Annotated in this window: 20 protein-coding genes; 4 read left to right on the top strand and 16 right to left on the bottom strand. The window is 42.5% G+C overall.

Features of this window, described 5'->3' with window-relative positions; translation table 11 throughout:
- Positions 1-13: 13 nt before the first annotated feature.
- The 10 genes from J0656_RS15685 to J0656_RS15640 form a co-directional block, all read right to left on the bottom strand.
- On the bottom strand, positions 14-358 hold the full coding sequence (locus tag J0656_RS15685; RefSeq protein ID WP_207035585.1) for a rhodanese-like domain-containing protein: 345 nt from the start codon (positions 356-358) through the stop codon (positions 14-16).
- A 98-nt stretch (positions 359-456) separates the two neighbouring features.
- The gene (locus J0656_RS15680) at positions 457-1872 is read right to left on the bottom strand and encodes an MBL fold metallo-hydrolase (protein ID WP_207035583.1); all 1416 of its coding nucleotides are present in this window, start codon (positions 1870-1872) and stop codon (positions 457-459) included.
- Positions 1873-1927: 55 nt separating this feature from the next.
- On the bottom strand, positions 1928-3661 hold the full coding sequence (locus J0656_RS15675) for a SulP family inorganic anion transporter (protein ID WP_207035581.1): 1734 nt from the start codon (positions 3659-3661) through the stop codon (positions 1928-1930).
- 63 nt (positions 3662-3724) lie between these two features.
- Positions 3725-4357, bottom strand: a complete 633-nt coding sequence (locus tag J0656_RS15670; protein ID WP_207035579.1) for a Crp/Fnr family transcriptional regulator — start codon at positions 4355-4357, stop codon at positions 3725-3727.
- Between the two features lie 142 nt (positions 4358-4499).
- A complete protein-coding gene (locus J0656_RS15665; protein WP_207035577.1) occupies positions 4500-5573 on the bottom strand; it encodes a sulfatase-like hydrolase/transferase in 1074 nt (357 codons plus the stop codon).
- 4 nt (positions 5574-5577) lie between these two features.
- A complete protein-coding gene (locus J0656_RS15660; protein ID WP_207035575.1) occupies positions 5578-7167 on the bottom strand; it encodes a fibronectin type III domain-containing protein in 1590 nt (529 codons plus the stop codon).
- Positions 7167-8534: a (R)-1-hydroxy-2-aminoethylphosphonate ammonia-lyase gene (pbfA, locus tag J0656_RS15655; RefSeq protein ID WP_207035573.1), complete on the bottom strand. Its 1368-nt coding sequence runs from the start codon at positions 8532-8534 to the stop codon at positions 7167-7169. Before pbfA ends, J0656_RS15660 begins: the two co-directional genes overlap by 1 nt.
- 6 nt (positions 8535-8540) lie before the next feature.
- Positions 8541-10196: an alkaline phosphatase family protein gene (locus J0656_RS15650; RefSeq protein WP_207035571.1), complete on the bottom strand. Its 1656-nt coding sequence runs from the start codon at positions 10194-10196 to the stop codon at positions 8541-8543.
- A gap of 77 nt (positions 10197-10273) precedes the next feature.
- Positions 10274-11722 carry a SusD/RagB family nutrient-binding outer membrane lipoprotein gene (locus tag J0656_RS15645; RefSeq protein WP_207035569.1) on the bottom strand — a complete coding sequence of 483 codons (1449 nt, stop codon included), beginning with the start codon at positions 11720-11722 and terminating at the stop codon, positions 10274-10276.
- Positions 11723-11746: 24 nt separating this feature from the next.
- Positions 11747-14956: a SusC/RagA family TonB-linked outer membrane protein gene (locus J0656_RS15640; protein ID WP_207035568.1), complete on the bottom strand. Its 3210-nt coding sequence runs from the start codon at positions 14954-14956 to the stop codon at positions 11747-11749.
- A 282-nt stretch (positions 14957-15238) separates the two neighbouring features.
- Here J0656_RS15640 and J0656_RS15635 point away from each other — a divergent pair, with 282 nt between their 5' ends.
- The gene (locus tag J0656_RS15635; RefSeq protein ID WP_207035566.1) at positions 15239-15805 is read left to right on the top strand and encodes a helix-turn-helix domain-containing protein; all 567 of its coding nucleotides are present in this window, start codon (positions 15239-15241) and stop codon (positions 15803-15805) included.
- Here the strand turns inward: J0656_RS15635 and J0656_RS15630 are convergent, their stop codons facing one another.
- Genes J0656_RS15630 through J0656_RS15620 form a run of 3 tightly spaced genes read right to left on the bottom strand, consistent with a single transcriptional unit; the run spans position 15806 to position 18931 of the window.
- The gene (locus J0656_RS15630) at positions 15806-16480 is read right to left on the bottom strand and encodes an HAD-IA family hydrolase (RefSeq protein WP_207035564.1); all 675 of its coding nucleotides are present in this window, start codon (positions 16478-16480) and stop codon (positions 15806-15808) included.
- A complete protein-coding gene (locus J0656_RS15625) occupies positions 16477-17649 on the bottom strand; it encodes a TIGR03364 family FAD-dependent oxidoreductase (protein WP_207035562.1) in 1173 nt (390 codons plus the stop codon). The genes J0656_RS15630 and J0656_RS15625 overlap by 4 nt, the downstream gene beginning before the upstream one ends.
- The gene (locus tag J0656_RS15620; RefSeq protein ID WP_207035560.1) at positions 17639-18931 is read right to left on the bottom strand and encodes a DUF5690 family protein; all 1293 of its coding nucleotides are present in this window, start codon (positions 18929-18931) and stop codon (positions 17639-17641) included. Before J0656_RS15620 ends, J0656_RS15625 begins: the two co-directional genes overlap by 11 nt.
- A 267-nt stretch (positions 18932-19198) precedes the next feature.
- Between J0656_RS15620 and J0656_RS15615 the strand changes: the two genes are divergently transcribed.
- A complete protein-coding gene (locus J0656_RS15615; protein WP_207035558.1) occupies positions 19199-20848 on the top strand; it encodes a solute:sodium symporter family transporter in 1650 nt (549 codons plus the stop codon).
- A 46-nt stretch (positions 20849-20894) separates the two neighbouring features.
- On the opposite strand, the gene J0656_RS15610 is transcribed toward J0656_RS15615, so the two are convergent.
- Both J0656_RS15610 and J0656_RS15605 read right to left on the bottom strand, forming a co-directional pair.
- Positions 20895-21584, bottom strand: coding sequence for a LytR/AlgR family response regulator transcription factor (locus J0656_RS15610; protein ID WP_207035556.1), 690 nt, complete (start codon positions 21582-21584; stop codon positions 20895-20897).
- 3 nt (positions 21585-21587) lie between these two features.
- Entirely contained in the window at positions 21588-22586 is a 999-nt protein-coding gene (locus tag J0656_RS15605; RefSeq protein WP_207035554.1) for a sensor histidine kinase, read from the bottom strand.
- A gap of 261 nt (positions 22587-22847) precedes the next feature.
- Between J0656_RS15605 and J0656_RS15600 the strand changes: the two genes are divergently transcribed.
- The gene (locus J0656_RS15600) at positions 22848-23408 is read left to right on the top strand and encodes a YceI family protein (RefSeq protein ID WP_207035552.1); all 561 of its coding nucleotides are present in this window, start codon (positions 22848-22850) and stop codon (positions 23406-23408) included.
- 49 nt (positions 23409-23457) lie between these two features.
- On the opposite strand, the gene J0656_RS15595 is transcribed toward J0656_RS15600, so the two are convergent.
- Entirely contained in the window at positions 23458-24465 is a 1008-nt protein-coding gene (locus tag J0656_RS15595) for a DUF4421 family protein (RefSeq protein WP_207035550.1), read from the bottom strand.
- Positions 24466-24692: 227 nt separating this feature from the next.
- Here J0656_RS15595 and J0656_RS15590 point away from each other — a divergent pair, with 227 nt between their 5' ends.
- Positions 24693-25346 (top strand): carboxypeptidase-like regulatory domain-containing protein, encoded by a 654-nt coding sequence (locus J0656_RS15590; protein ID WP_207035548.1) that lies wholly within the window; start codon positions 24693-24695, stop codon positions 25344-25346.
- Positions 25347-25446: the final 100 nt, after the last annotated feature.

Below are 25446 nucleotides of genomic sequence, written 5' to 3'. Positions count from 1 at the left end.
GACCAAATCTGAATTAATAGCTCCAGCTCCTATACCCGCCCCTAAGATCGTATACCTTGGTAAAACCCATGCTTACGAGCTTTCTGGCTGCCTTCTGACTTCTGTTTCCCGATTGACAGTAAATGTAGAGGGGGGCATCTTTCTTCATCTTGGAAAATGTGGATTCGAAAGCGGACCCTTGGAAAAAATCGATGTTCTTGGCCCCTTTTATGTGACCGGACATGAACTCTCCCTTGGTTCTCACATCCACTAACTGGACCTTGCCTTTGGAAATGGCGTCTTTATATTCCTCCCTATCCATGATTTGGATTTCATCGGGAAGGTTTTGTTCTTTGAACAAAAAACTGAATATTGACATAGTATCATTTTTATGAGATACTAAAGTATCCCAAACAACCTATGGCAGTCAGTAACGATAGTTACATAAAACCCTCTTTTTCCCAATATTTTTCGGGCTTATTTCAACGTAGTCGGGCAAACGTAATCCGTCACGGGTATTCCTGCCTTTTTGATATCGGCAAAGCCACCTGCTACGTCCACCAAATTATGGATACCCCTGCTCTTCAAAATGGAAGAGGCGATCATGCTGCGATATCCTCCCGCACAGTGTACATAAAAAGTTTCTTTTTCGGGAAATTCAGATAAGTGGTCGTTGATATAATCCAAAGGGGTCAAGTGTGCATTTTCCACGTGCTCTGCTTGGTATTCCGATTCCTTTCGGACATCGTATACCGGAACCTCCTCTTTTTCTGCCATCAATTCTTTAAGCTCTTCTGCATTGATGCTGTCCACGGTATCCGCTTCTTTTCCTGCTGCCTTCCAAGCCTCGATTCCGCCTTTTAAGAAGCCCAAGGTTTGGTCAAACCCAACACGGGACAATCGAGTGATGGTTTCTTCCTCCCTACCTTCGGGAGTCACCAAAAGTATCGGTTGCTTTACATCGGCTACCAATGCTCCCACCCATGGGGCAAAACTACCGTCCAGCCCAATAAATATGGAACGTGGCACGTGCCCTTTGGCAAAATCATCTTGATGGCGCACATCGAGCACAACGGCACCTGTTTCATTGGCGGCCGCTTCAAAGGCATCTGGGGTAAGGGCTTGGGTGCCTCTTTCCAATACTTTATCAATATCCTCGTAACCCTCTTTGTTCATTTTTACATTGAGTGGGAAATATTGTGGTGGTGGCAACAAGCCATCGGTCACTTCATCAATAAATTCATCACGGGTCATATCCGCCCTAAGGGCATAGTTCATCTTTTTCTGATTGCCCAAGGTGTCCACGGTTTCCTTCATCATATTTTTCCCACATGCGGAACCAGCGCCGTGGGCAGGATAAACAATAACATCATCTGCCAATGGCATAATCTTGTTTCGAAGGCTATCGAACAAGGTCCCTGCCAATTCTTCTTGGGTCATATGGGCCGCTTTTTGGGCCAAATCCGGACGGCCAACATCTCCAAGGAACAAGGTGTCCCCACTAAAAATGGCATGGTCCTTTCCATTTTCATCCCTCAACAAATAGGTAGTGCTCTCCATGGTGTGACCGGGTGTATGCAATGCCACTATGGTGATTTTACCCAGTTTAAACTCCTGCTGATCTTTGGCAATAATAGCTTCAAATGAAGGTTCAGCGGTAGGACCGTATACAATGGGCGCTCCCGTTTCTTTGGATAGCGTAAGGTGGCCGCTTACAAAATCGGCATGGAAGTGTGTCTCAAAAATATATTTGATCTTTGCTCTACTTTCCTTTGCTGTTTTCAAATAGGGGTCGATTTCCCGTAGCGGGTCGATTATTGCTGCTTCTCCTTCGCTTTCTATGTAGTAGGCGCCTTGTGCAAGACAGCCTGTATATATCTGTTCTATTTTCATGTTTTCCAGTTTTTTCAAATATAGTATTCCGCATCCGTAAGTTCAGTCACCAAAGTTACAAACTCTTGTTTTTGGACTGTAGGGACACTTTTTTCTGCATAAAGCTCCTTTCACTCTGCTCGGAACAACCGTTCACGGCGTCGATTGTTTGTACGTACAGGTTCTCTTCCCCAAGGATATCCACGATTCCGCTACTGTACAAAATATCCCTTGTTGGACCTATGGCCGCTGCAATCAAAAAGTGGATGTCACGGTGCCTTAAATCCAAGATGATACGCTCCAACATGGAAGCGGCGCTGCTATCAATATAATTGATAGGTTCCGCATTTAAAATGATATACCTCAGTACCGGGCCTTTTTTTGCAATCTGCCGGTATAGTTGCTTTTTGAAATAATCCTTGTTGCCGAAATATAATTGGGCATCGAAACGTATCACCAGTTTATCGGCTTCCACCTCCACATCGCCCGAAAAGCGATCTATATTTTTAAAATAGCTTGTATCTTTGATTCTTCCCAATACCGCCATATGTGGCTTGGATATCCGGTAGACCAACAACATTAAGGACAATAATACCCCAAAAAGGATTCCCTCCATCAACCCAATGAACAGTGTCATCAAAAAAGTGGCGACCAACAACAGGAATTCATCCTTTCTATTTTTCCAAAGTACCCACGGATATCTTAAATTGATGAGACCCGATACCGAAACAATAATAATGGCCCCCAACACCACTGCTGGAAGATTATAGAACAAAGGGGTAAGAAAAAGCAATACCCCAGCAATGATCAGGGTGCTAAAAATCAATGACATTCCTGTTTTTGCCCCGGCTTTGTCGTTCACCGCGGTTCTTGAAAAACTTCCCGATACCGAAAAGGACTGGAAGAATGAACCTAAAATATTGGCAATACCCAATGCTCGGAGTTCTTGGTTGGGGTCCAATTCATACTCGGGATGCCTTTCCTCTACCGTTTTGGCTATGGAAACGGATTCCATAAATCCGAATAGGGCCACAGTTATGGCTATGGGCATAAGTTGCCCCATCTTGTCCCACTGGAACTCAGGGACCTGAAAACCGGGAAGTCCCTTTGGGATATCTCCCACAATATGGATTCCCAACGTATTAAGACTGAAGATAACCACGGCCAAAATGCCCAATACCACCAAGAAAAGAGGCACTGGTAATTTTTTATTGAATCTGTTCAACAGAACTATAAATAGTATGGATCCCAAGCCCATAACAAAGGTAGGCCAGTGAATGTAGGGCAAGCTTCGGAATATATTCGCTAAAAGCTCGTGTATTCTACCTGACTGTGCAAAGTTGGTTCCCAATATATGGTTCAATTGACCAAAACCTATAAGAAGTGCCGCAGCCGATGTAAACCCGCTTATGACCGGTTTGGACAAAAAATTGACAAAAAACCCCATTTTTAATATTCCCATAAGCAATTGCAGACCCCCGATAAGCAAAGTCAGGAAAAGTACCGTTGTGATATAGTCCTCCTTGTTGATTAAATTCAAGGCTCCGACACCTGCTGCCACCAATAATGAATCCATGGCCACGGGCCCAACGGCCAATTGCCTTGAAGTTCCCATTAAGGCATAGACAAGTTGGGGCACCAATGCAGCATACAATCCATAAATAGGGGGCATTCCGGCAATCATGGCATAGGCCATACCTTGAGGAATCAACATGATTCCCACCGTAAGACCTGCCACTAAATCGCTATTTAACTTTGAGCGATCATAGTTGGTAATCCACGATAAAAAGGGAAAAATCCTTTTGAGCATGCAATTGGTTTTATGCAAAAATAGGTTGCCTAATGGCAATCCACAGTAACAAAGGGCACAAACTTAGAGATTCACAATTTGAATGTAATTTCTATGCAGTTCCAACTTCTTCATTTTTTCCAATTTTTTTAGCAATCGGGAAACCACAACTCTTGAAGTATGGAGATCGTATGCTATTTCTTGGTGGGTATTTCTTATTTGGTTGTCATTCGTGACCTCAACCTTCTTTTTAAGATAATCAACCAGTCTTTGGTCCAAGTTTTTAAATGCAATACTGTCCACAGTCTGTAGCAGCTCGTTCAGGCGGTTCTGGTAACTTTCAAAAACGTAATTGCGCCAACCTTTGTACTTGGCCATCCATTCTTCCATTTTTTGAACGGGAACCATTACCAGTCGGGAATCGGTCTCGGCAATCGCCCTGATTTCACTTTTGGTCTGCCCCATACAGCAGGCCATGGTCACCGAACAGGTCTCACCTTGTTCCAGATAGTACAGCAGCAGTTCATCTCCCTCTTCATCCTCCCGAAGAACTTTAATTGCTCCCGACAACAATAAGGGCATACTTCGGATGTACTGCCCAATATCCATTATGGTCTCGCCCGCAGGAACTTCCATTAATCTCCCTTCTTCCATGATTTCATCTATAAGGGGCTTTTCAAAATGGTTGCTGAATGTTGCTAAAAGCTCTTCTTTCATGTGATAAAAATACGTTCCTCTAAGGTAACCATTTTAGTAAAAACGAAACTTCTTGGGAGATGCCAAAAAACGAGACCCGTACCAATGGCACGGGTCTACTGCGGTTACGCAAACTAATAAACTGAATCAAACGAACTTAAACTTATAATTTCATGGGTTTTCCCTCGATTTCCTTTGGAACGGGTATTCCCAGTATCTTTAAAATAGTCGGTGCAATCTGGTTGGAGTATAATTGTTTTTCCTCCTTTACTTCGCCTTTGGGGTCAACATTTTTTCCAAAAGCAATCATCCAAACAGAGCCTGCCCCTTTAATATCCTTTCCATGACTTCTCCATGTGTCCAAAGGCTCGGTTCCCCGGCCATGATCCGTAGTAATCAAAAACACGGTCTGGTCCTTATAAAAATCATCTTTTTGGGTAAACTCCCATACATCCTTAATCAACCCATCGGTATTGTGGGCCGATTTTAAATAAGCTTGATAATCCCCATCATGAGCAAAATCATCGGTTTCTCCGTAGGAAATGAAAACCAATCTTGGATGTTCCTTTTTCATGTGCTCCAAAGCGTAATGATGCGTAAATGCATCCAACCGGACCGAGCCCCATGGACTGGGTATCTGGTTCTGCAATTGGTTGAGAAACTTTTCCCTTTCATTCAGGTTTCCTGTAGCTGATTCAAAACCCGCATTGACGGGAACTCCTGACCGCTCTTCATTTACGATGGATGGAAATACATCCCAACTACCAAAGGCAGCGACTTTGCCCTTTCCTTCGGCGGCGTTATTGTAAAGCTCTAAAACTGTTGTGTTGGGGTTTGGTATTTTGTCATTACTTCGGATGTTTTTATCATCTGCAGTTCCTGTCAAAATTTCGTTGTAACCCGGGTAAGAGAACCACATGGAATTGGTCAAATCTACTTTGCTTTCCAACTTTCGATTTCCATGAATCTGGCCCATTTTTACCACTTGACTCCAGAAAAAGGGCAACAACGCTTCTCTTCTTTCAGATGGGGTGTCTCTCCAGAAAGCTTTTTTCAACATTTCGGGCTCGTGAACATAATCCTTGTTGTCTATCAAAAGGGAATCCGCACCGGTAAACAGTTCCTGCCAACGGAAACCGTCCAACGTTATCAAAACTACCTTGGTATCTTTATTTTGGGCATTTACCCTGAACATTGCCACCGTGGCAATCATCAAAAACAAGATTCTATTTTTCATTTTCTTACTTTGTTTTAAATGATGCTGTTTCGGACCAATCACTCCAGTTCAAGTTTTGGTCTCGGTACCGAACCCTCCAATAATAGGTGGTATTGGGTTGTAATCTTTTGGTTTTTTCATCGGTCAAATCGTCCTCTTTTTGACGATTTTCCTTGTAGTACCAGTTTTCGAACTGTTTCCAGCTGTCCAAATCCAACTTTTCAAAATCTTGGGTTTGGGAAACTTGCCAATGTGCAGCCGCATGGAAAGCACCACCGAGCGGACTTGAAAACTCTCCGGCCTTCAAGGTGACAAATTCTTCCAGTATTTTTTCATTTTTAGTTGGAAAAACTACGGTTGGGGCATCGGGTTTCTTCTCTAATCGCCAGATGGTAATACTGTCGCGAAGCTCATTTTGTCTTGACTTCACATTGTTCCCTTGACTGATTCTTTTGATAGTGAATTTTGGGTCGCTCCGGTTTCCGTCGATTTCGACCATAACAAAACCGTATTCGTCCTGTGTAACGGTGAATTCATCATAGTCCCTTCCTTCGAACTCGCCCCAATTGTCGATGGCTCCCCCAGCCGAGGCCACATTGATCCACAAATGTTTGTGGTCTCTAGATTGCCCTCTTGAATAGCCATGGGTGTGTCCAAAAAAATGAACGCTGGGCTTTCCTGTTTTGGTTGAAAAGGCCTCCAACATTTTAACCACCCTCCCTGTGGATTCTTCCTCGCCCGGAATCCAAAGTTCGGATTTGTGGGGATGGTGCAACTGAGCGAACACAAAATCAATATCCTCGTTCTTTTCGGTATCGGCCAAAACTTGTTCCAACCATTCATATTGTTCGCGAAGATCGCGGTAACCTTCGTTGGAATTCAACCCGATGATTCTCGTATTACCATAATCCTTGTACCACCAATGTTCGGCAAAGGCGGGCGTTCCATTTTCCGGAAGGCTGAAGTATTTGAAGTAGAAAACGGAGTTGCGCTCATGATTGCCCAACACTGGATATACGGGCACCTCAGCAAAGAGTTTCTGTGCCGGATCAAAAAAGTGTTCTTTCCATTGGTAGTATTTACTGCCCGAAGAAACCAAATCCCCGGGTATCATCACCATAGCCAGATTGTCCGGCAACTTGCCACCGTGCTCCTTTTCCAAATACTGTAGAATGCCTTGGTTCACGATTTCGGAAAACTTGTTCGGATGCTGGCTATCATACTGCATATCACTCATGGCAACAATGTTGAACGACTCTTCATCGCTTGAAAATGGCGGTGTCTTGAACTGGAAAATATCGGATTTGGCCTTGCCGGTCCTTACCCGATAATAATATTCCGTAAAACGCTTGAGGCCTTCCAGTTTTACGGTATGCACCCGTGATTCAGAGAAATTGATATCCTCGGCTTTTCCTGATGTTTTTTTGCCCAGTTTTTCCGTGGTCCCCCATTCCACGATGCTTTCTTCGCCACTGGCGGTTTCCCACATGATCACAATGGAATTCGGTTCTGCATCCTGAAGATAGGGCTGCACTAAAATTTGGGGTTCGGTTTGGGCGGTAAGCTCCATCAGACCCAAACAGAATACGATAAATAGTTGTTTGATTTTTTTCATTAGGCAATATGGTTTGTTTTTAAAAAGGCAGAGTTCAATATTTCAAATGCTTTTTCCAGTTCTTCCCTGGTTATGGTCAATGGTGGAGAAAGCTGTAGTACGTTTCCTTTGGAAACCTTGAAACTCAATCCCTGTTTTAGACACTCGTACATAATTTCTTCGGCTTCGGCAATCGCTTTTTCCTTGGTGGTCCTGTTAGTTACGAGTTCGATGCCCCAAAGTAATCCCACTCCACGCACGTCCCCGATCAAGGAATATTTTCGATGCATTTTGTACAGGGCTTTTCTTATGAATTCTTCATCTTCTTTCACCTTTTGCAAGATGTTTTCCTCTTCCAACACCTCCAAAAGCGTCAATCCTGCCATAGCCCCCAAGGGACTTTTTTCATGGGTATAATGCCCGAGGGAAATGTGTCCGAATTTGTTGTATTCTTCCAGGGTAACAATCGCGGCTTGAGGGATAATACCACCTCCCAACCCTTTGCCCAAGCAGAGAATATCGGGTTCTATATCAAAAAGCTCGTAGGCGAACATGGTACCCGTTCTTCCAAAAGCGATGGGTATTTCATCCAAAATCAACAAAACACCATGTTTGGTGCAAAGTTCCCTAGCGGCTTTCCAGAATTTTTTTGATGGAATCTGTACATCGGTGTTGCGAATGGTCTCGGCCAAAAATGCCCCGATTTCAGGGTCCTTCTCCAAGACATACTGTAGATACTCCAATGCCTTGTCCTCGTTCCCTTCAAATATGCCGCGATAGGTTATTGGGGGGGGGATGCGCTCCACACCGGGCATCAATGGTCCCATGTGCTCCTGAAAAACTGCTTCGCCCCCAACGCTGATGGCATCCAAAGATGCACCGTGGAACGAGTCCCAAAACGAGACGACTTTGTGCTTGCCCGTGATGGCCCTGGCCAACTTTATAGCAATACCTATGGCTGAGCTTCCGTTTGGGGTCAATAAGATGCGATTAAGGCCTTTTGGGGTGTAGGAGGTCAGCTTTTCTGCAAATTGAATGGCAGTTTCATTTGTGTAGCGTCTTGTGGAAAAAGTCAAGTTTTGAAGTTGCTCCGTTAGTCGAGCGACCAGTTTTGGGTGGGAAAATCCGATTTGGTGCACATTGTTTCCGTGAAAATCGAGGTATTTCTTGCCCGACACACTTATCATGTGCGAACCTTCACAATTCTGGAGCACGTCCAAACAAGGTGTGGACATGGATTGATGCATAAAATACTTGGCGTCCTTTTCCAGTAGTTCCTTGGTCTCTTCGCTCACTTCGTTCTGCAACCATGTTCCCCTCGCAGGAGTCAGGTTGATGTCACCTTCCACAACAGATTCTGCGTTGTGCTTGTTGCGCTTTTGGTTCATTCTATATTATTTTTCTCTAAACAACTTACTTGCAGGAATTATTTGTTTTGGTGTATTGGGACCTGAATATTTTACGTCCAAATGATAGCCTCCCCCTCCGTTGAAAAATTCTACACGGACCAAATGTCTGCCTTCGGATAGTTCCAACGAACCGCTGCGTTCCATCACCCCATGATCACCATCGTTATCCACTATGGCTTTACCGTTGATGTAAAGTTTGCTGCCATCATCACTATTGGTAAAAAAGTTATACGTTCCTTCTTCTTCCACTTCCAAATAACTTTCAAAAACCACGGCTACTTGTTCTTGTGGCATAGCATCGGAAAGTGCCTGTTTATGGGAAAACTCAGTAACAAATCCTTCATGTATCGGATTTAAGGTAGTGAAATCCGGGAGCTTTTCGATACTGCTTACTTCAAATACTTTACATTTTACAGGATCTTGTTTTTCTTTTGAAACAATCCTAAAATTGCCTTCGGCCACAGTGCTAACCAATTGATTATTCTGAAAGATACCCGCCTTGATGATACTTGTCTGCTTTAAGTAAAAGGTATCTTGATAGACCTGACTGTTCTCCAAAGTGGGCACATTGTTGCCAATGGTATAGCGAATCTCACCTAAATTATTAGGGTTTTGCATGACCACTGCAACAGAATCGGCTTTGAAAACTCCTCCGGCTGGCTCAAAATAGCCAGCATCCGGAAGAATTTTGGGTTGGGTTATTTGCTCTTTTCGCTTGTATATCAAATTTGGAGCTTCATTACCTGCAAATGCTCCTATGACCGGTCTGCCTATCCATGATTGCGGTGTTTGCAAGCCCATGGCATAGGCAACTGTTGGTGCATTATCGTATTGGTAAACGGTTTCTTCTATTTTATATCCTATTTTGATGCCCGCACCGTACAGAATGAAGGGTATTTCCATTTCTGCTAGACTTTCTCCGCCATGTCCAAAGCCTAAACCTCCGTGGTCTGCTGATATAATGAACATGGTTTTTTCAAAAATTCCTGCATCTTTGGTTGCATTCACGATTTCGGCAATCAAAGAATCTGCTTTCTCCGCGGATTTGTAATAATCAGGACTTCCATGTCCTTGGGAGTGTCCCGCATGGTCTACATGGTCCAAGTGCACGAAGGTGAATTTTGGTCTATGTTCTTTGATATATTTTACCGCTTCTTGGGTTGTTTTATCTTCGTGATCTCCGTCGATGTCAAAATCCACATCGGATTTCTCGAACAGTCGACCAAAACCGTCCCAGTCGTAGATGGCGCCCACATGAGCTTCTGGTTGTTGGTCTTTGAACAGTGTGAATATGGTGGGAAATGTTCCATTTTCGGTAACGACCACCGGCGGTAATTGGTGGTCGAACTTTTCCCAGCCATTGGAAGTCACCCCGTGTTGTTCGGTATCGGCACCCATGATCATACTGGCCCAATTCGAACTGGAACTTGAGGGCAGTACGGAACGGGCATGCAGGGTTGCCGCCCCGTTTTGCATCATGGAATCCAAAGTTGGCGTATCGGCATTTTGAATTCCGTTGGGACTCATCCCATCGATTCCAATGACAACCACGTGCTCAATATTGTTGGGTCGGCTTTCTCTTTTAGCGCATGATGCCACCAAAACGGTCAACAAAATGGGCAATAATAGTTTTTTAGACATCCTAATATTTTTAATAACAAAGGCTGCCCTGAAAAACAGGGCAACCATATGCTTGTTAAAGGACTATTTTCAATCGTTTAATATCTGGTTCCGGTTTCCCACCAACCAGGTGTATTGATGTTGTCTCCTTCTCCTCCCATGGCTTGCAAGGCGGCTTGGTAATTGGCCGTATTCAATGTCTGCTCGGATGATGGATATAGGAAACGAACTGGATAGCGTCCACCATTAAGGTCGTCCTGACCAGTCTCCAAGGCAGGAATTCCCGTTCTTCTGTAATCCATCCATCCTTGGTAATCCACATTCCAAAGCGCGATGGTCTTTTGAGTTAAAAGCAATTCCAGAGAACCATCGTATTGCACAGATGGCTGCGCCAAGTATGCATCAATCTCGGCATCCGCTACGCCCCAATAGGCCAAGCTTGCCCTAATTCCTGCATTGTAGTAATCGGCAGCACTACCGGCAATGAATCCTCTTTCGGCAGCCTCTGCCAGAATGAACTGTACTTCGGAGTTTTTGATGATAAATGCTTCCGCTGCCGTGGAAGAGAAGTAGAACAGTTCTACATCCAAACGGCTTGGACTGTTGGCATCATCATAGGCACGGGCATTGTCCTGGTTCAGACCAATTGGAATACCTACCCATTCGCCATCACTGTTACGATCGAACCAAATATCCAATCGTGGGTCGTTGAATTCTTCAAAATAACCCAACAGCGTGGTACAAAGGCTCTTCTCGTCAAAACCACCGATACGACCTGTACTTTGTGGCCAAGAATCCGTATTTGATGTGCCGCTATAGGTCAATGTGGCGTTATCTTCATTAGAATTGATGTAGTTCCCAGCACTTACAATCGCCTGCATTTCCGCCGAGACATCCCTTTGTTTGGAAATTCTCATCAAATATCTAAGGCGTAAAGAATTGGCCAACTTTCTCCATTTGGATGCATCTCCATCGTAAATAACGTCACCGGTGGACCCGGTAATCGCCTCCCCTTTTGCCAAAGCGGCATCGGCATCGGCCAAATCCTGAAGCACACCGTTATAAACGGTTTCTTGATCATCGTATACCGGGGTAAAGATTCCTTCGGTTTCACCGGCCATTGCCTCGGTATAAGGGACATATCCATATAAATCGGTAAGATTGGCAAAGCTAAGGGCCCTCAATGTCAAGGCAATTCCTTCGTAAGTGGCATTTTGGGTTCCCTCTGTCCTTGAAATCTCCAAAATATCATTGATCTCGGGCAGGTAGTTATAAAAGAAGTCCCACATACCTTGATCCCCCCAATCGAACTGGCTGAAACCGGGAAAGTTGTTCTTGGCCATTAATTGGGTAATGGTATTGCCATCGCTGTAACCCTCATCGGTCAACCTTCGTGTTATTTCGGAAGTAACCGTGGAGGTCAGCAAGTTGGCACTTACCTGTTCAGGGGCATTGGGGTTGGAGTTGATGCTCTCAAAATTGTCCGTACACGAAACCAAAACGGTTCCTGCAAATAAAATGGATGTTATGAAGTTTGATGTTTTCATCATTCTTTGTCTTAAATTCTTTCTTTAAAATTCTACGTTAAGGTTAAGTCCAAAACTTCTTGTACTTGGCAATGCCATATCTTCCACGCCTGGCACTATTGAACCTCCGGAGAAAGAAATGGATTCAGGATCTACGTGGTCGTTTTCTGTCCAAAGCGCCAGGTTACGACCTACCAAAGAAATTGTTGCCGAACGTATTGGGGTGTTGGCCAACAGCTTGCTTGGCAGCGTGTAGCCCAATTTCACTTCTCTTAGTTTTACGTAGGTAGCATCGAACATTGAGCTTTGCTCATTGCCCCTGTTGTACACGTGTGAGTAGTAGTTTGAAGCCGCCACATTGACCGTGTTTGGCGTATAATTGCCGTTTCCATCATCTACAACACCTTGGGCGACGATACCTGTTTCACGACCTGGAACGGTGAAGTCCAGCATCCCTGTGGTACCACCAATAGCAACGGTTCTTGAGTGATAAACTCCACCTTGTCTCCAATCGAAAAGGAATCCGAAACGAAGATTTTTGTACTTGAAGCTGTTTTGGAAACCAACCATAAAGTCCGGGTTGTAATTGCCAAGATTTCGCAGTTCGTTGCTTCTTATGGGCAGACCTGAATCACCATCAATTATCCATTGTCCGTAGTAAGGACTGTTTTGGTCGGTCACTTGTTCGAAACCTGTTCCGTAAAGATCGCCCATACGTTCGCCGACCTCAGCAACAACTTGAAGGTAATTTTCCTTCACCAAATATTGCGTCAATCCATCCGTAAGTTCCTTTACCTCACCACGGTTGGTGGTAAAGTTGATGTTGGTATCCCAGCTAAAGTTGTCGGTTCTAAGCGGTGTTGCCGTCAAGGTAATTTCCAAACCTTTATTCTCTACCTCACCGGCATTGATGACCCTGGAACTAAATCCAGAGGTGTTGGATACGGGCAAAGAAAGAATCTGGTTGTTGGTCACTGATTTGTATGCGGCCACATCCAATCCCAAACGGTTTCCGAAGAACCGAACATCGGCACCTACTTCAAATGAATTGGTACGTTCTGGTTTAAGGTCGGCCAATTTTAATTCAGAAGGGGAATAGGCCCTTGAATATCCATTGAATGTATTTCCAAATCCAAAAGTAGCGGCCAAGTTATAAGGGTCGGTATCGTTACCCACACTGGCCCAGCCTCCTCGAACTTTTGCAAAGCTTATGGACTCTGGCATCTGGAACATATCAGAAAGAATGAAACTCAAACCAACGGATGGATAGAAATAACTGTTGTTTCCATCAGGCAATGTGGAAGACCAATCGTTACGAGCGGTAACATCCAAGAAAGCATAATCCTTATATGCCAAATTGGAGAAGGCATACAAACTGTTTACGGTGAATTTACCATCATAATCACTCTGCGTCAAAGGCTCGGCCGCGTTTCCAAAGTTATAGATTCCAGGAATAGACAATGAGTTGGCACTTATCCGTTGATATCTGTTTTTAGCGGAACGATGGTTACCTCCGAAGGACACCCCAAAATCAAAATCTTGGTTCAGCTCAGTGTTATACGCAAAAAGAAAATCAGTGTTTTGCTCGTAGGCATAAATAAAGTCCTCCCTGTACTGACCGTTCGGGAAACGTTGCGTTGAATATGCCCTTTTTCTCATGTCAAGTTCACTGGAATAGTCAAAACCGGAACGCAACATTAGGCTCAACCCTTTGGCCAAGGTAAGATCGGCCCTTAGGTTGGTGATCACACGGTCCTTGTTAAAGGCGTTGGTGTTTTCGTAGACGGTAAAGAAAGGGTTATCGTGGTAGTTGTAGTTATAATTGTACTGCTGCACACCTTCCAAACCTGGCTGCCAATAGTCCCTTAAATTGTTCATGTTGATATGACGACCGAACCAAATCCACAGATACATCACGTTTTCTGTTCCATAAGAGTTATTGGGACGGTTGCGGGAGTTCGAGTTGATGTAGTTCATGGAACCGGTCACTTTTAACCAATCGGTAAGATTGTATGACCCATTGACTTGGTAAGATCTTCTTTTAAAGTTGGAGTTTGGGATAACGCTCTCACTTTGCAAATCGGTGAAGGACACCCTAAAGTTACCATCTTCGTTAGCTCCCGTCAAAGCAATGTTATTGCTCATGGTGAAGCCTGTTCTAAAGAAATCATCAATATTATTGGGCTGTGGAGAAAAAGGTGTTGCGATTATTTCGTCAGCAAATACTCCTTCAGAATCTCTTGGTCTAACATGAACATCTCCGGCTCGCAGACCGCTAGTGGTAGGGCTATCGTGCTGTGGAATCAATTGTCCGTTCAGGGCAGGACCCCAACTTTCGTCCACATGATCGTTTATACCTCCTGTCAAGGAACGGTTCTGCCCCCCATCATTAAAAGCAAACTGACCTCCCGAACCTTGTCCGTAGCGGTTTTGATATTTTGGGAGTGTCAAAAGATCTTCGAAAGTGGAATTGTGGGTATAGGAAACTCCAATCCCTTTACTCCCCTTACCAGATTTAGTGGTAATAAGCACAACCCCATTGGCTCCTCTGGAACCATAGAGTGCTGTTGCATTCGGTCCTTTGAGGACGGTCATGGTCTCTACATCATCTGGATTGATGTCCATGGCACCATTACCATAGTCAACGCCCATATTCCCCTCACTTCCTGTATTGTTCACATTGTTGTTGATAGGAATACCGTCCACTACAAATAATGGTGAGTTGGCACTGGGACTCGGATTGAGCGAGTTTTCACCACGAATAATAATCTGTGAAGTGGATCCTACTCCCGAGTTTCCACCCGTAATCTGGACACCGGCCATTTTACCGGCAAGCGAATTGACCACGTTGGTCTCTTTGGCCTCGGAAATTTCCTCACCAGAAACCTTTTGCACTGCATAGGCAAGCTTTTTGGTCTCCCTTTGAATACCCAAAGCGGTTACCACAACCTCATCCAATTGTTGCGAATCGGGCTGCAATACAATGGTTGCGCTTGTTTGGCCCGCTGTTTCCAAATCCTGGGAGATATATCCTATATAGGATACCACCAAGATTTCTCCTCCTTGCGGGAGCTCAATTTCAAAATTTCCATCAAAGTCGGTGGCCACTCCAGTGGAACCACCCTTTACAACCACCGATGCACCTGGCAATGGTACGTTGTTCTCGTCTAATACCTTTCCTGAAAAGGTGACTTGCGAATAGCCAATTATACTTACGGTGAATGCAAGTAAAAAAGCTACAATCGATTTTTTCATTTGTTGAGTATTTGTAAAAATTGGTTAATTATTTATCAACAAATATCCAACACATGAGTTAAGGCAGGCCTTTAAACAGATTAAAAAAATGATACGGAATGGTTAAAAGAAACCGTTCAATGTTATGTAAACATTATTTACAAATATGCAATTTATTCAAATCGACAAAAAGACAGATTTTACAACATACCCCAGTAGTTTAATGGATTAACCGTATTTTTTTAGTATTCTTGATTTATCAAAAAATATTATAAATACTAAAATTTAGGAGAGCCATAAATAATGGAAGATTACCTCATCGGGATTGGGAAAAGAATAAAGCAAATCCGCAAGAACAATAAAAAGACCATAAACGATGTTGCGATAGCTGCCGGGGTAACTGCAGGACTTATTTCACGCATTGAAAACGGCAGAACTATACCATCTCTTCCTGTATTTTTAAAAATTGTGGAAGCTTTGGGCACCCAAATGACCGATTTTTTTGACGGTATTCCGAAAGGTATCGGTCAAAATTTTATTGTAACCCGTAAGCACGAACAGTCCATTATAGAAAAGGAGGACGAAGCAGTTGGTTTTACCTATAATTATATTTTCGGAAAACAGTTGAACTCCGTAGGGTTTGAAAGTGTGCTTCTGGAGGTACAGCCCAATTCAAGAAGAGAAAAGGTAGTGACCGATGCTTTTGAGTTCAAGTATATGTTAACGGGAGAGTGCTATTACGAGATTGGCGACCACGAGGTTCTTTTAAAAGAAGGGGATTCCATTTTTTTTGACGGTAGAATCCCCCATGTACCTATCAACAGAGGAAAAGTTCCCTCCAAAATGTTAGTGGTCTATTATTTTATTTGATCAAGAAAACAATACCTGTTCCAAATCGGTCAGGGAATCCAGTATCAGGGTCGGTTGGGCAGTCAACAACTGTTCACGTGTTTGGGCGCCGGTCAAAACACCCACGGTCCAACCACAATTCGCATTTTTCCCCTCTTCAATATCGATTACGGAGTCACCTGCCTTTAACACATTTTCGGGTTTAGTGATTCCGAACATATCCATGGCCTTGTCTATCATTTCCGAAGAAGGTCTTCCGTTTACCACATCATCGGCGGTAATCACAGCATCGATTTGATTCCCTGCAACCCATCCCAGTTTGTTCAAAAGTGAACTTGCGGTTTTTTGGTCATATCCAGTGTTCAATACTACTTTGACATCTTTGGACTTTAATAGTTGAAAAAAAGCCTCTACACCGTCATAGGAGGTAACTTCTAAATTGGCATAGGCTTCGTCCAACATTCCTTTGAAATCTTCAAAAACAAGATTGGCATCAACTGATGTGTTTTTGGTCTGTTCCAAAATATCTGCTATGGCCTTAAATTTTTCCTTACCTGCGCCAAATTCCAGAACGGTATCCAAAGAAACTTCTACCCCATGCTTGGCCAAAGCGGCCCCAACCGTTTTGTAGACTACATTGTCCTCGTTCACTGTGGTGCCTGCCATATCAAAAACGGCCAATTCTATCTTTTTCATAAATTGATTTTCTGCTTATTGAATATAGTAGCAATGCTTTTCTTCGCGAATCCGGCGCTTCCCGTCATCCCCTTTCCACCGATTCCTGTCACAACATGAATATTGTTGTCAATCGTTTTTTGAAAAATATCGCTGTTCTTGCATTGTGAGTATATCCCGTACCACCTTTTTTGGATTTGATACGTAGGAAGGTCAATGATTTTTTTGGCTTCCTCTATCATAAAATTATCGATGTCCATGTTAAGATCATACCCCAAATCTTCAATTCGGTTGGCATCGGCATATTGATGGGAATCACCCAAAATCACCGAACCATCCATCGCTTGTTTAAAAAGAATGTGTACGCCCCATTTTTTCTGAAGGCTGTCCTTTGGCTCGTTTTCCTTGATTCCAGCAAAGGATGGGCATTCATGGAAGGCTTCATACCTTTTAATGGACCATCCCGTTAGGATAGATCCCTTTAACTCGTAGTTCTTTTGCGGTTTCGTCTGCATCATCTGCAGTTTGGAAACTTCCAAATCGCTGGAGGCAAACATTTCCGGGTACAGATTTTTAAACTCAGCTCCATTACAAACAATTACTTTCTTACCGAATACCTCATTACCTTTTGTGCTTTGAACCAAAACCCACTCTCCATCAGATTCGCAGGATACGACGGGAAAATCAAACTTGATTTCCAAGCCTTTCTGGTCCATCAGATATTTCTGTAGCTTATGGATCATGGTTCTAGGCTCGACCGTGACCTCTTGTGGAAAAAAAAGACCTGCTGTCACATAGTCTTTTCTAAGTCCGGGGTAATTGGCCAAACATTCTTGTTTGGTGAGCATTTTTGATGTGTAATCGTTCCCATTGTTGATAGCTCTCAACTCCATCAGCAACTGTTCCTCCTCTTCGTTGGATGCCAAATACACCGTTCCGTTCTGACGGATACTGATATCAAATTGGGATTGAATCTCCTTGTATATTTTCAGACTTTCCCTTCCAAATTTCTGCCATTTGGAATTCATGCCCGAAGGGACGACTTGTCCAAAATTTTGTGTGGTCGCTCCTTTGGGATAGATATCTTTTTCTACCAAACAGACTTTTAGGCCCAATTCCAGTGCATGGTAGGCATGAAAAGTCCCTAAAACACCCCCACCTACTATGACGGCATCATACTTATTGTCCATATTCCAATTGCTTATTAAATTCTTCCGATCTGTGGCGGGTCACAAAGTGCACATATAATATCGATGTACTGACAATACCTATCAATGCAACTGCGTACGTTCCGTACACAAAAAAGTTCAGCCACGACACATTTGCCTGCCCAAAATTCTTGTACAGTAATACCAGGATGCTTCCAAGGTACCCAAAGGCATCTGCAATGTAGATGAGAAAACCTGAGTTTCCCTTTACCTTAAAAGTGGCTATAAAGCGATCAAAAAAGAGACAGTTGAACGGTACGTAACAAATATAAAGGCCAAACCCGGTGCAGACCATCCAAACGAACGGGTCCAAAACCCCGGTTTGAAACATTATGGTACTGATCACCAAAGCCAAAGTTCCTAAAATCAGTAGCACATGATAGGTAAGCAAGGCTTTAAAGTTATCTTTCACATAAAAGATGGTCCCGATAATCAAAAGCACTACGACGGCAATAATAATTTCGGAGGTAGAATAAACAGAGACATCCCCTTGATATCCAATACTATCCCACAATTCTCGGGCAAAATTGTCACGAAAATCCCGAAAAGCCGTCAAAAAAGTATAGAACAAGACTATGATGAGCAATGGAAACATAAACTTTTTCACCAAACTTTTTCTATCGGCTGCCGTCATTGGAATCCGCTCCGTAAGGTTGGCAATATCTTCGGCTGTCGGCGGGGGTACCCGTTGCAATAAATAAGAACTGATCAAAAGGGGAACAAAGAAAAGCGCACCGGTAACGGACGGCATCCAAAATTCACTAACGCCCCAAGAATTCATCACAAATAACCCGACCGATTTTACCACTCCACTGGATACTATAAAACTTGCGGAAAGGACTACTCCCAAAATATCGGTAAACCTACGTCCTTCAATATAAGAGAACACAATGCCCCATATCATTCCCAAAGGAAAACCGTTAAGGAACATAAATGGGATATTGTACGGTGCGGCTACCCATGCGAAGAGCAAGAGCGAAATTTCCGCAAGTACTATAAGTGAAATTAGGTAAAGTAACCTTCGGTTGGGCTTAAGTTCCGAGATGACTTTTATCCCAACAAATTTGGAAAGTGCATAACCCAAAACCTGGGCAATCACCAAAAGTATTTTGTAATCCACACCTATAAAGGAGAGTCCATCAAAAGTGGCCACGGAAAATGGCTTTCTAAAGGCGTACATACAAAAGTAGGTGCCAAAAGCGGCAAGCGAAGCATGCAATACAAACACGAACCCTGGTCGCTTGATGATCGTACTTTTATTCATAGATGTTTACAAATAATAAAATTATGTTTCAAATTACTCAATTTTTTAAAAGAGTGGCCCTACTTTTTAGTTTAAATTATCGTTAGCGATCCATTATGTTTTTACAAGTGTCATAAGCACATCCTTTTTTTTCAAATACTTCAGTTTTAAAATAAAATGTTGAGTTTAAGGCTTCACCCTTAATTTCGGAAAATTCAAGTTATATTAGCGTGCACAACCAACTAAACAAATTGTTCTGTCCATGGACAAAACACCAAATAATATAGTATGGCACTTATTTCGTTTTTAGGCTTCACCCTTTTAGTAGGAATCATTTCTTGGTGGTCGGTTAGAAAAACAGATGAAACATCGTCCGATGGTTACTTTTTGGGCGGCAGAAGCCTAACCGCTGGAGTCATAGCTGGCTCCTTATTGTTGACCAACCTTTCCACAGAACAAATTGTAGGGCTAAACGGAAGTGCTTACAAAGATGGTCTCTCCGTTATGGCATGGGAAACCTTGGCCGCTCTAGCTATTGTAGTTACGGCTATGTTCTTGCTGCCAAGATATCTTAAGGGTGGACTAACCACCGTACCACAATTTTTAGCGAAACGTTTTGATGTGGCCACTAAAACGATAACCTCTGGACTGTTTCTTACGGGCTATGTAGTGGTTTTGCTGCCTGTAATATTGTACTCCGGATCGGTCGCTATAAGTGGCATGTTCGATGTTCCCGCTTTGTTGGGTGTGTCCGACTCCACCGCTCTGGTAATCTGTATCTGGGGCATAGGGATCATCGGCTCCATTTATGCGGTTTTTGGTGGACTGAAGGCTGTTGCCGTTTCCGATAGTATCAATGCGGTAGGTCTTATTATCGGAGGTATCATGATTCCGGTTTTTGGTCTTATGGCCATTGGGGATGGTAGTGTAATGGGCGGATTGGATACCTTGATGGCGGCCAACCCGGAACGTTTTGATTCAACTGGAAATCCCGGACAAGAGGTTCCGTTTTCCACCATTTTTACCGGAATGATGCTGGTTCAGCTTTTCTACTGGGGCACCAACCAACAAATTATCCAACGCGGTTTGGGAGCAAAAAATCTTGCCGAAGGGCAAAAAGGACTTCTTTTGGCCGCCTTTTTAAAAATTTTGGGGCCAATCATCTTGGTATTGCCAGGAATGATCGCTTACTACTATTTTGAAGGCGGATTGGCCAGCAGTGACCTTGCCTACCCTGAACTGGTGAGAGCCGTGCTGCCCAAGCCATTGATGGGCTTTTTTGCCGCTGTGCTTTTTGGAGCTATTTTGAGTTCCTTCAACAGTGTTCTCAATAGTTCGGTGACCTTGTTCGGAATAGATATCTACAAACAGCATATCAACAAAAATGCATCGGAAATGACCGTGGTAAAATACGGTAAGGTATTCGGGGTGTGCTTGGCACTTGCAGCGATGTTCATAGCGCCACTGATTGCCAATGCGGGCAGTTTGTTCAACTACCTTCAAGAGATAAACGGTATTTACAGTATTCCCATCTTCACAATTATCGTGGTGGGCTATTTGACCAAAAGGGTTCCTGCCATCGCAGCAAAAATTGGTATACTTTCTGGTTCAGTTCTTTATATCATCAGTCAATTTATTGTTGGACCAAAAATGGTCGCCAACGCACTGGCCGAAGCAAAAGCAAACGGAATTACCGACCCTGTTGAACTCAATTTAATAGAGGCCGGAGCATACCCTCACTATCTTCATGTAATGGCGATATTGTTTATTTCCAACATCCTCATCATGTTGATTATCGGAAAATTCTACCCGCGAGAAGAGCCTTTCCAACTAGAGTATACCAAGCAGGTTTCCATAGAGCCTTGGAAACATGTGAAATTGGCAAGTACATTTATTGCCATAATCGTAGTTGGAATTTACATCTACTTTGCAAAATAGAAGATGAGATAAAGTAACATATGAAAGCCCAGAAATCTGGGCTTTTTTATAGAATACTTTTTAAGAAGTTATCCTTATATGCCCTCCCCATGGGTATTTTGGCTCCATTGCTCAGCATTACAAGATTTCCCGATATACGGTCAATTTTTTTGGTATTGATGATATGGGATTTGTGTATCTGGTAAAATTGACTGCCCCCAAGTACTTCCATCCAATGCCGTAATGGTTCGTTGGACAATATTTTTTTATCCTTAAGGTGTATTTCGGTATAATCAGAGTCCGAAGCAATAGTGTAAATATCTTTCACCAGCACCTTAATATGTTCGTGACTGGATTTTACATAGATTTCGGTAAGTGGTGCTGTATCATTTTTGGCTACAACCTGTTCGTGCTTTGCGTTGACCTTGTTGACAGCCTGTAGGAAACGCTGAAAAGAAAAGGGCTTTAAAAGATAGTCCACGACGTTCAAATCGTATCCTTCGAGTGCATATTCTGAAAAAGCAGTGGTCAATATAACTTGCGGAGGGTCCGGAATGCTCTTTAGAAAATCCAGTCCATTAATTTTGGGCAGATGGATATCTAGGAACATGAGGTCCACCGACTCCTTGTTCAGGAATTCCATAGCCGTCAATCCATCGGAGAAAACCTGTACCAGTTCCAATGTGGGCACATCCTGAATAAACTTCTTCAGTATTCGCTGTGCCGGCGGCTGATCTTCAACAATTATACATCTCATAACCTAAACCTTTTCCAATTCCAGCTTCAGAAACACCTTATAGCTGTTATCGGTCTCCTCTATATGCAAAATATGCTTTTTTGGATAAAGAAGTTCAAGACGCTTCTTTACATTTTTTAAACCGATTCCTTTGGCAACACTATCCAGACTAAACCCTGGCTCATAATTGTTCTTGCACCTGAACTCCAATATAGAATTGCTCAACTTTACGGAAATATCTATTTCAATATTTGAAGACTGTCCCGATTGGCTGTGCTTGAAGGCATTTTCTATGAAAACAATCAAAATCAAGGGTGCAATCCTATAGTCTCCCTCAATTTCGTCCACATCAAACTGTACTTCTCCCCTATCTTCTATTTGCAATTTATACAGACGGATAAAATTGCCCAATTGCTCCAGCTCCTTTTTCAAGGGTACTAATTTTTCCTTGGATTCGTATAGCATATAGCGCAATACTCCGCTCATCTCGAGTATGATTTCTGGAGTTTTGGGAGATTCTTGCAAAGCATAAGAATACAGGTTGTTTAAATTGTTGAACAAAAAGTGAGGATTTATTTGACTACGCAAAAATTGAAGTTCACTTTCTTGTATGGTGGTTTCGAGTTCATCGATTTGGGCCTGTTTTTTAAGGGCGTCCCACCCAAATTTACATCCTGACAGAATGAACATTACGGGCAAAATTCCCAATAAGGAAACGTAGACACCTGGAAAGGTATTCGCCCTTTTGGTATGGGGGAATATTAGAGGTTCCATAATCGTTTCTTCTATTACAATGACTATGGCCACTACCAAACCAGCTCCTAAAAAAAACTGCCAATACTTTTTCCTGTAAAGAAATTTAGGCATCAGATAATAGGTGATTCCCACAGTAGCCAAAGAATAAAACAATAGGAATATGGCCCTGTGCACCACTATGCTCCCTGTATTTCTATCAAAAGAAAAGAACAGGAGAACCAATACGTGCAATACTATTTGAAAAAGAAGTTCCTTTTTAGAAATCAATGCAATTATAGTTAGGTGAGCCAAAACTATGTATAAAACTGCGTTTAAAGAAAAGTAGCTTTACCAACAACCATATTTAACCCCTCAACGACATCTTATTTCTTTCCATTCTTAACCAATTGGTTGATTGAGGGTTAAGCCATGTTGTTCACGGAAAATATTTATATCTTAAGTTTTAATTGATCATATTTAGTTGAAAATTTTATCTGAAATTGGTAAAAGCATTATAAACAAAACTACTAACACTTAAATCACACAATCATGAAGAAGACTATTTTCGCACTTGCGTTTTTAACATCCCTAGCGGTTGCGGCACAATCCACTTGGAAATCGGACGGGGCACACTCCAAGGTCGGTTTTGGCATTTCACACTTAATGATCTCCACCGTAGAAGGCCATTTTAGCGATTTTGACATAACGGCAAAGGCAACCGATACTTTTGACGACGCCGAATTTATGGTGGACATTAAAACCACCAGTATTGATACGGATAATGATAGGCGCGACGATCATTTACGAAGTGCCGACTTTTTTGATGCGGAAAAATATCCTTCCATCACTTTTCAGAGCACAAGTTTTGAAAAAACTGGGGACAAAACCTTTAAGCTAACGGGAGACCTTAGCATGCATGGGGTTACCAAGCCGGTTACCTTGGAAGGTACTGTGAACGGAATAATAACCGATCAACGCAGTCAAAAACTGAAGGCCGGACTAAAACTCACCGGTACCGTAGATCGCTTGGAGTTTGGAGTTGGCAGTGACACACCTACATTGGGAGATGAAGTGGAGTTGACCATCCATTTGGAAATGGCCCAACAATAACAAATAAACAGCAACAAAAAAGCCACCGAAAATTCGGTGGCTTTTTGTTTTAGAACAACTGTTTTAATTTTTCCTGAGCACCAATCCTATAGGCGATATAAAATGAACCCTGCCAAAGGTTGTTGGAGATGTTGTTGGAACTTTCGCCATTGTAACGATAGCCATTAAGGCTACCTGCAATACCCATATAAAGTTTATCCGAGTTATAATCTAATTGTAGTCCAGTATTGTATTCAACAACAAAATAATGGTTCCTTTCCACCACTCCATCCAACGTATATTTTGAAAACTTAGGCCCAATTCCTGCTCTAACAGATAGCACAAGATTAAACTTTTGTGTGATGGACCAATTGAAATAATATCCCAAATCGGCTCGCAAATCCACCATATTTTCCTTTCCGTAAGAACCATCCACAAAATCATTGGTCATATTGGTGAACTCATAACTAATTATGGGAATCAAACTTCCACCACTTGTCCTTTGCCATTCCTGCCGGTTCAGCAACGACCTCAGGGAAAAATTTTTATTCAGGACATATCCGGTATATCCACCCCATGCTATACTCTTTAAGTCCGGGAATTGAATATAAGGGTCCATAGCTGAATTCCAATTTGGCACAAAATCATTGGTATTCTCTACATAAAAACCCTTCATTCGCCTAAAGAAAATAGACTGGACAAATCTTTTTGGAAACAGATTGAACCTATACTCTGTAAATGAGCTTTCCCCTTTTTTATCATCATCGTCATTACCTGGTAAAAATTTGGGTGAAAAACCGGCGCTCAAACTCAAAAATTTATAGTTGAGCTTTAGTGTAAGCTTTAAGTCATTGTTTGACACGAGGTGAAAGTTGCTAACATTTGGACTGTTAACTATAAATTCATCTATGTCCGTACTCATATCCAGACCAAGAGCGATTTTATCGGAATATGAAACAATTGTAGAGTCTTGCTCTTGTTGGCACCAAATGTTGGACGTAAAGGTAAAGGCCAATATGAGCCATCTACCTTCCTTTAAAGGAAAAAAAGGATTCAATACATCTACAAGACCACGCATGAATAATTATTTACTTATTGATTAACAGTTGTTTACACTAAAACAATCAAAAAAGTCGCATTATTTTCAATCCATAACAAAGTCTATGACAGTAATTATTAAATACACTTTTAATCAATTCGTAGATTTTATTCTTCGAATACCATTGAAGTGAGGTATATCGGCATATTTTTTGATGCATCTTTTTACCATTGCTATCTAAACACTATATCATAATCCTCTATACAATGACAATCCAAAAAGCAATTGAATCAAACTGCGAAGCCACACATCCCGGTAAGATCTTCCTCAAACTAATTTCTCGAAGACCCATCCAATTCTTTGCTTGGTCAATATTTTCTATTTTATTGGGATATGGTCAAATAACCGAAGGTCGGGTACTGGACGCTGAAACCAAACAACCTTTGAGTAATGTAAATGTGTTTATAGAGAACACTGAAATTGGCACGGCCACCAATAACAAAGGTGAGTTTGAGCTCCGGTATACAAACGTGCAAACATCGGACAGCGTGGTATTCTCCATAATAGGCTACCAAACACGTAAAATCAGGTTTAAGAATCTCAACGGAAAAACATCGCCCACAATATTAATGCAAGAACGGACCAGCGAACTGGGAGAAGTGATAATTTCAGAAAAGAAAAAGCTTAGGGAAAAACTCCGTTACAATAAGTTATCTTCAATGAAAAAGGGTCTTTACGCCTTTGATTGCACCGTGGTAAACGACACCATATACGTTATAGGGGGCAGCGAATCGTTTGTTGAGGATACCATGAGGAAGGCCATAGATGATGCCAACACAAACTGTCCCGATTGCGGGTTCCTTGCTGTTTTGGACGAACTGGAACCAAATGCATCCTATTGGATAAGCCGGGTAAAGTGACCCACCTTCGCCGGATGAAACTGACCAGGGTAAACGAACTGCCTAGATTTGATCTATCCTTGGGTTAAACTTAGTTTTTATTTTTCAATTTTCTTCTCAT

The organism is Flagellimonas aurea (assembly GCF_017313785.1).
Lineage (GTDB): Bacteria > Bacteroidota > Bacteroidia > Flavobacteriales > Flavobacteriaceae > Flagellimonas > Flagellimonas aurea.
This window is presented reverse-complemented; position numbering and strand designations above follow the sequence as displayed.

Coding starts and splice junctions, on each gene's coding strand:
- J0656_RS15600 (WP_207035552.1), top strand. CDS start 22,848: ATGAAGAAGACTATTTTCGCACTTGCGTTTTTAACATCCCTAGCGGTT.
- J0656_RS15670 (WP_207035579.1), bottom strand. CDS start 4,357: ATGAAAGAAGAGCTTTTAGCAACATTCAGCAACCATTTTGAAAAGCCC.
- J0656_RS15665 (WP_207035577.1), bottom strand. CDS start 5,573: ATGAAAAATAGAATCTTGTTTTTGATGATTGCCACGGTGGCAATGTTC.
- J0656_RS15680 (WP_207035583.1), bottom strand. CDS start 1,872: ATGAAAATAGAACAGATATATACAGGCTGTCTTGCACAAGGCGCCTAC.
- J0656_RS15615 (WP_207035558.1), top strand. CDS start 19,199: ATGGCACTTATTTCGTTTTTAGGCTTCACCCTTTTAGTAGGAATCATT.
- J0656_RS15630 (WP_207035564.1), bottom strand. CDS start 16,480: ATGAAAAAGATAGAATTGGCCGTTTTTGATATGGCAGGCACCACAGTG.
- J0656_RS15650 (WP_207035571.1), bottom strand. CDS start 10,196: ATGTCTAAAAAACTATTATTGCCCATTTTGTTGACCGTTTTGGTGGCA.
- J0656_RS15620 (WP_207035560.1), bottom strand. CDS start 18,931: ATGAATAAAAGTACGATCATCAAGCGACCAGGGTTCGTGTTTGTATTG.
- pbfA (WP_207035573.1), bottom strand. CDS start 8,534: ATGAACCAAAAGCGCAACAAGCACAACGCAGAATCTGTTGTGGAAGGT.
- J0656_RS15675 (WP_207035581.1), bottom strand. CDS start 3,661: ATGCTCAAAAGGATTTTTCCCTTTTTATCGTGGATTACCAACTATGAT.
- J0656_RS15635 (WP_207035566.1), top strand. CDS start 15,239: ATGGAAGATTACCTCATCGGGATTGGGAAAAGAATAAAGCAAATCCGC.
- J0656_RS15660 (WP_207035575.1), bottom strand. CDS start 7,167: ATGAAAAAAATCAAACAACTATTTATCGTATTCTGTTTGGGTCTGATG.
- J0656_RS15625 (WP_207035562.1), bottom strand. CDS start 17,649: ATGGACAATAAGTATGATGCCGTCATAGTAGGTGGGGGTGTTTTAGGG.
- J0656_RS15645 (WP_207035569.1), bottom strand. CDS start 11,722: ATGAAAACATCAAACTTCATAACATCCATTTTATTTGCAGGAACCGTT.
- J0656_RS15640 (WP_207035568.1), bottom strand. CDS start 14,956: ATGAAAAAATCGATTGTAGCTTTTTTACTTGCATTCACCGTAAGTATA.
- J0656_RS15595 (WP_207035550.1), bottom strand. CDS start 24,465: ATGCGTGGTCTTGTAGATGTATTGAATCCTTTTTTTCCTTTAAAGGAA.
- J0656_RS15610 (WP_207035556.1), bottom strand. CDS start 21,584: ATGAGATGTATAATTGTTGAAGATCAGCCGCCGGCACAGCGAATACTG.
- J0656_RS15685 (WP_207035585.1), bottom strand. CDS start 358: ATGTCAATATTCAGTTTTTTGTTCAAAGAACAAAACCTTCCCGATGAA.
- J0656_RS15590 (WP_207035548.1), top strand. CDS start 24,693: ATGACAATCCAAAAAGCAATTGAATCAAACTGCGAAGCCACACATCCC.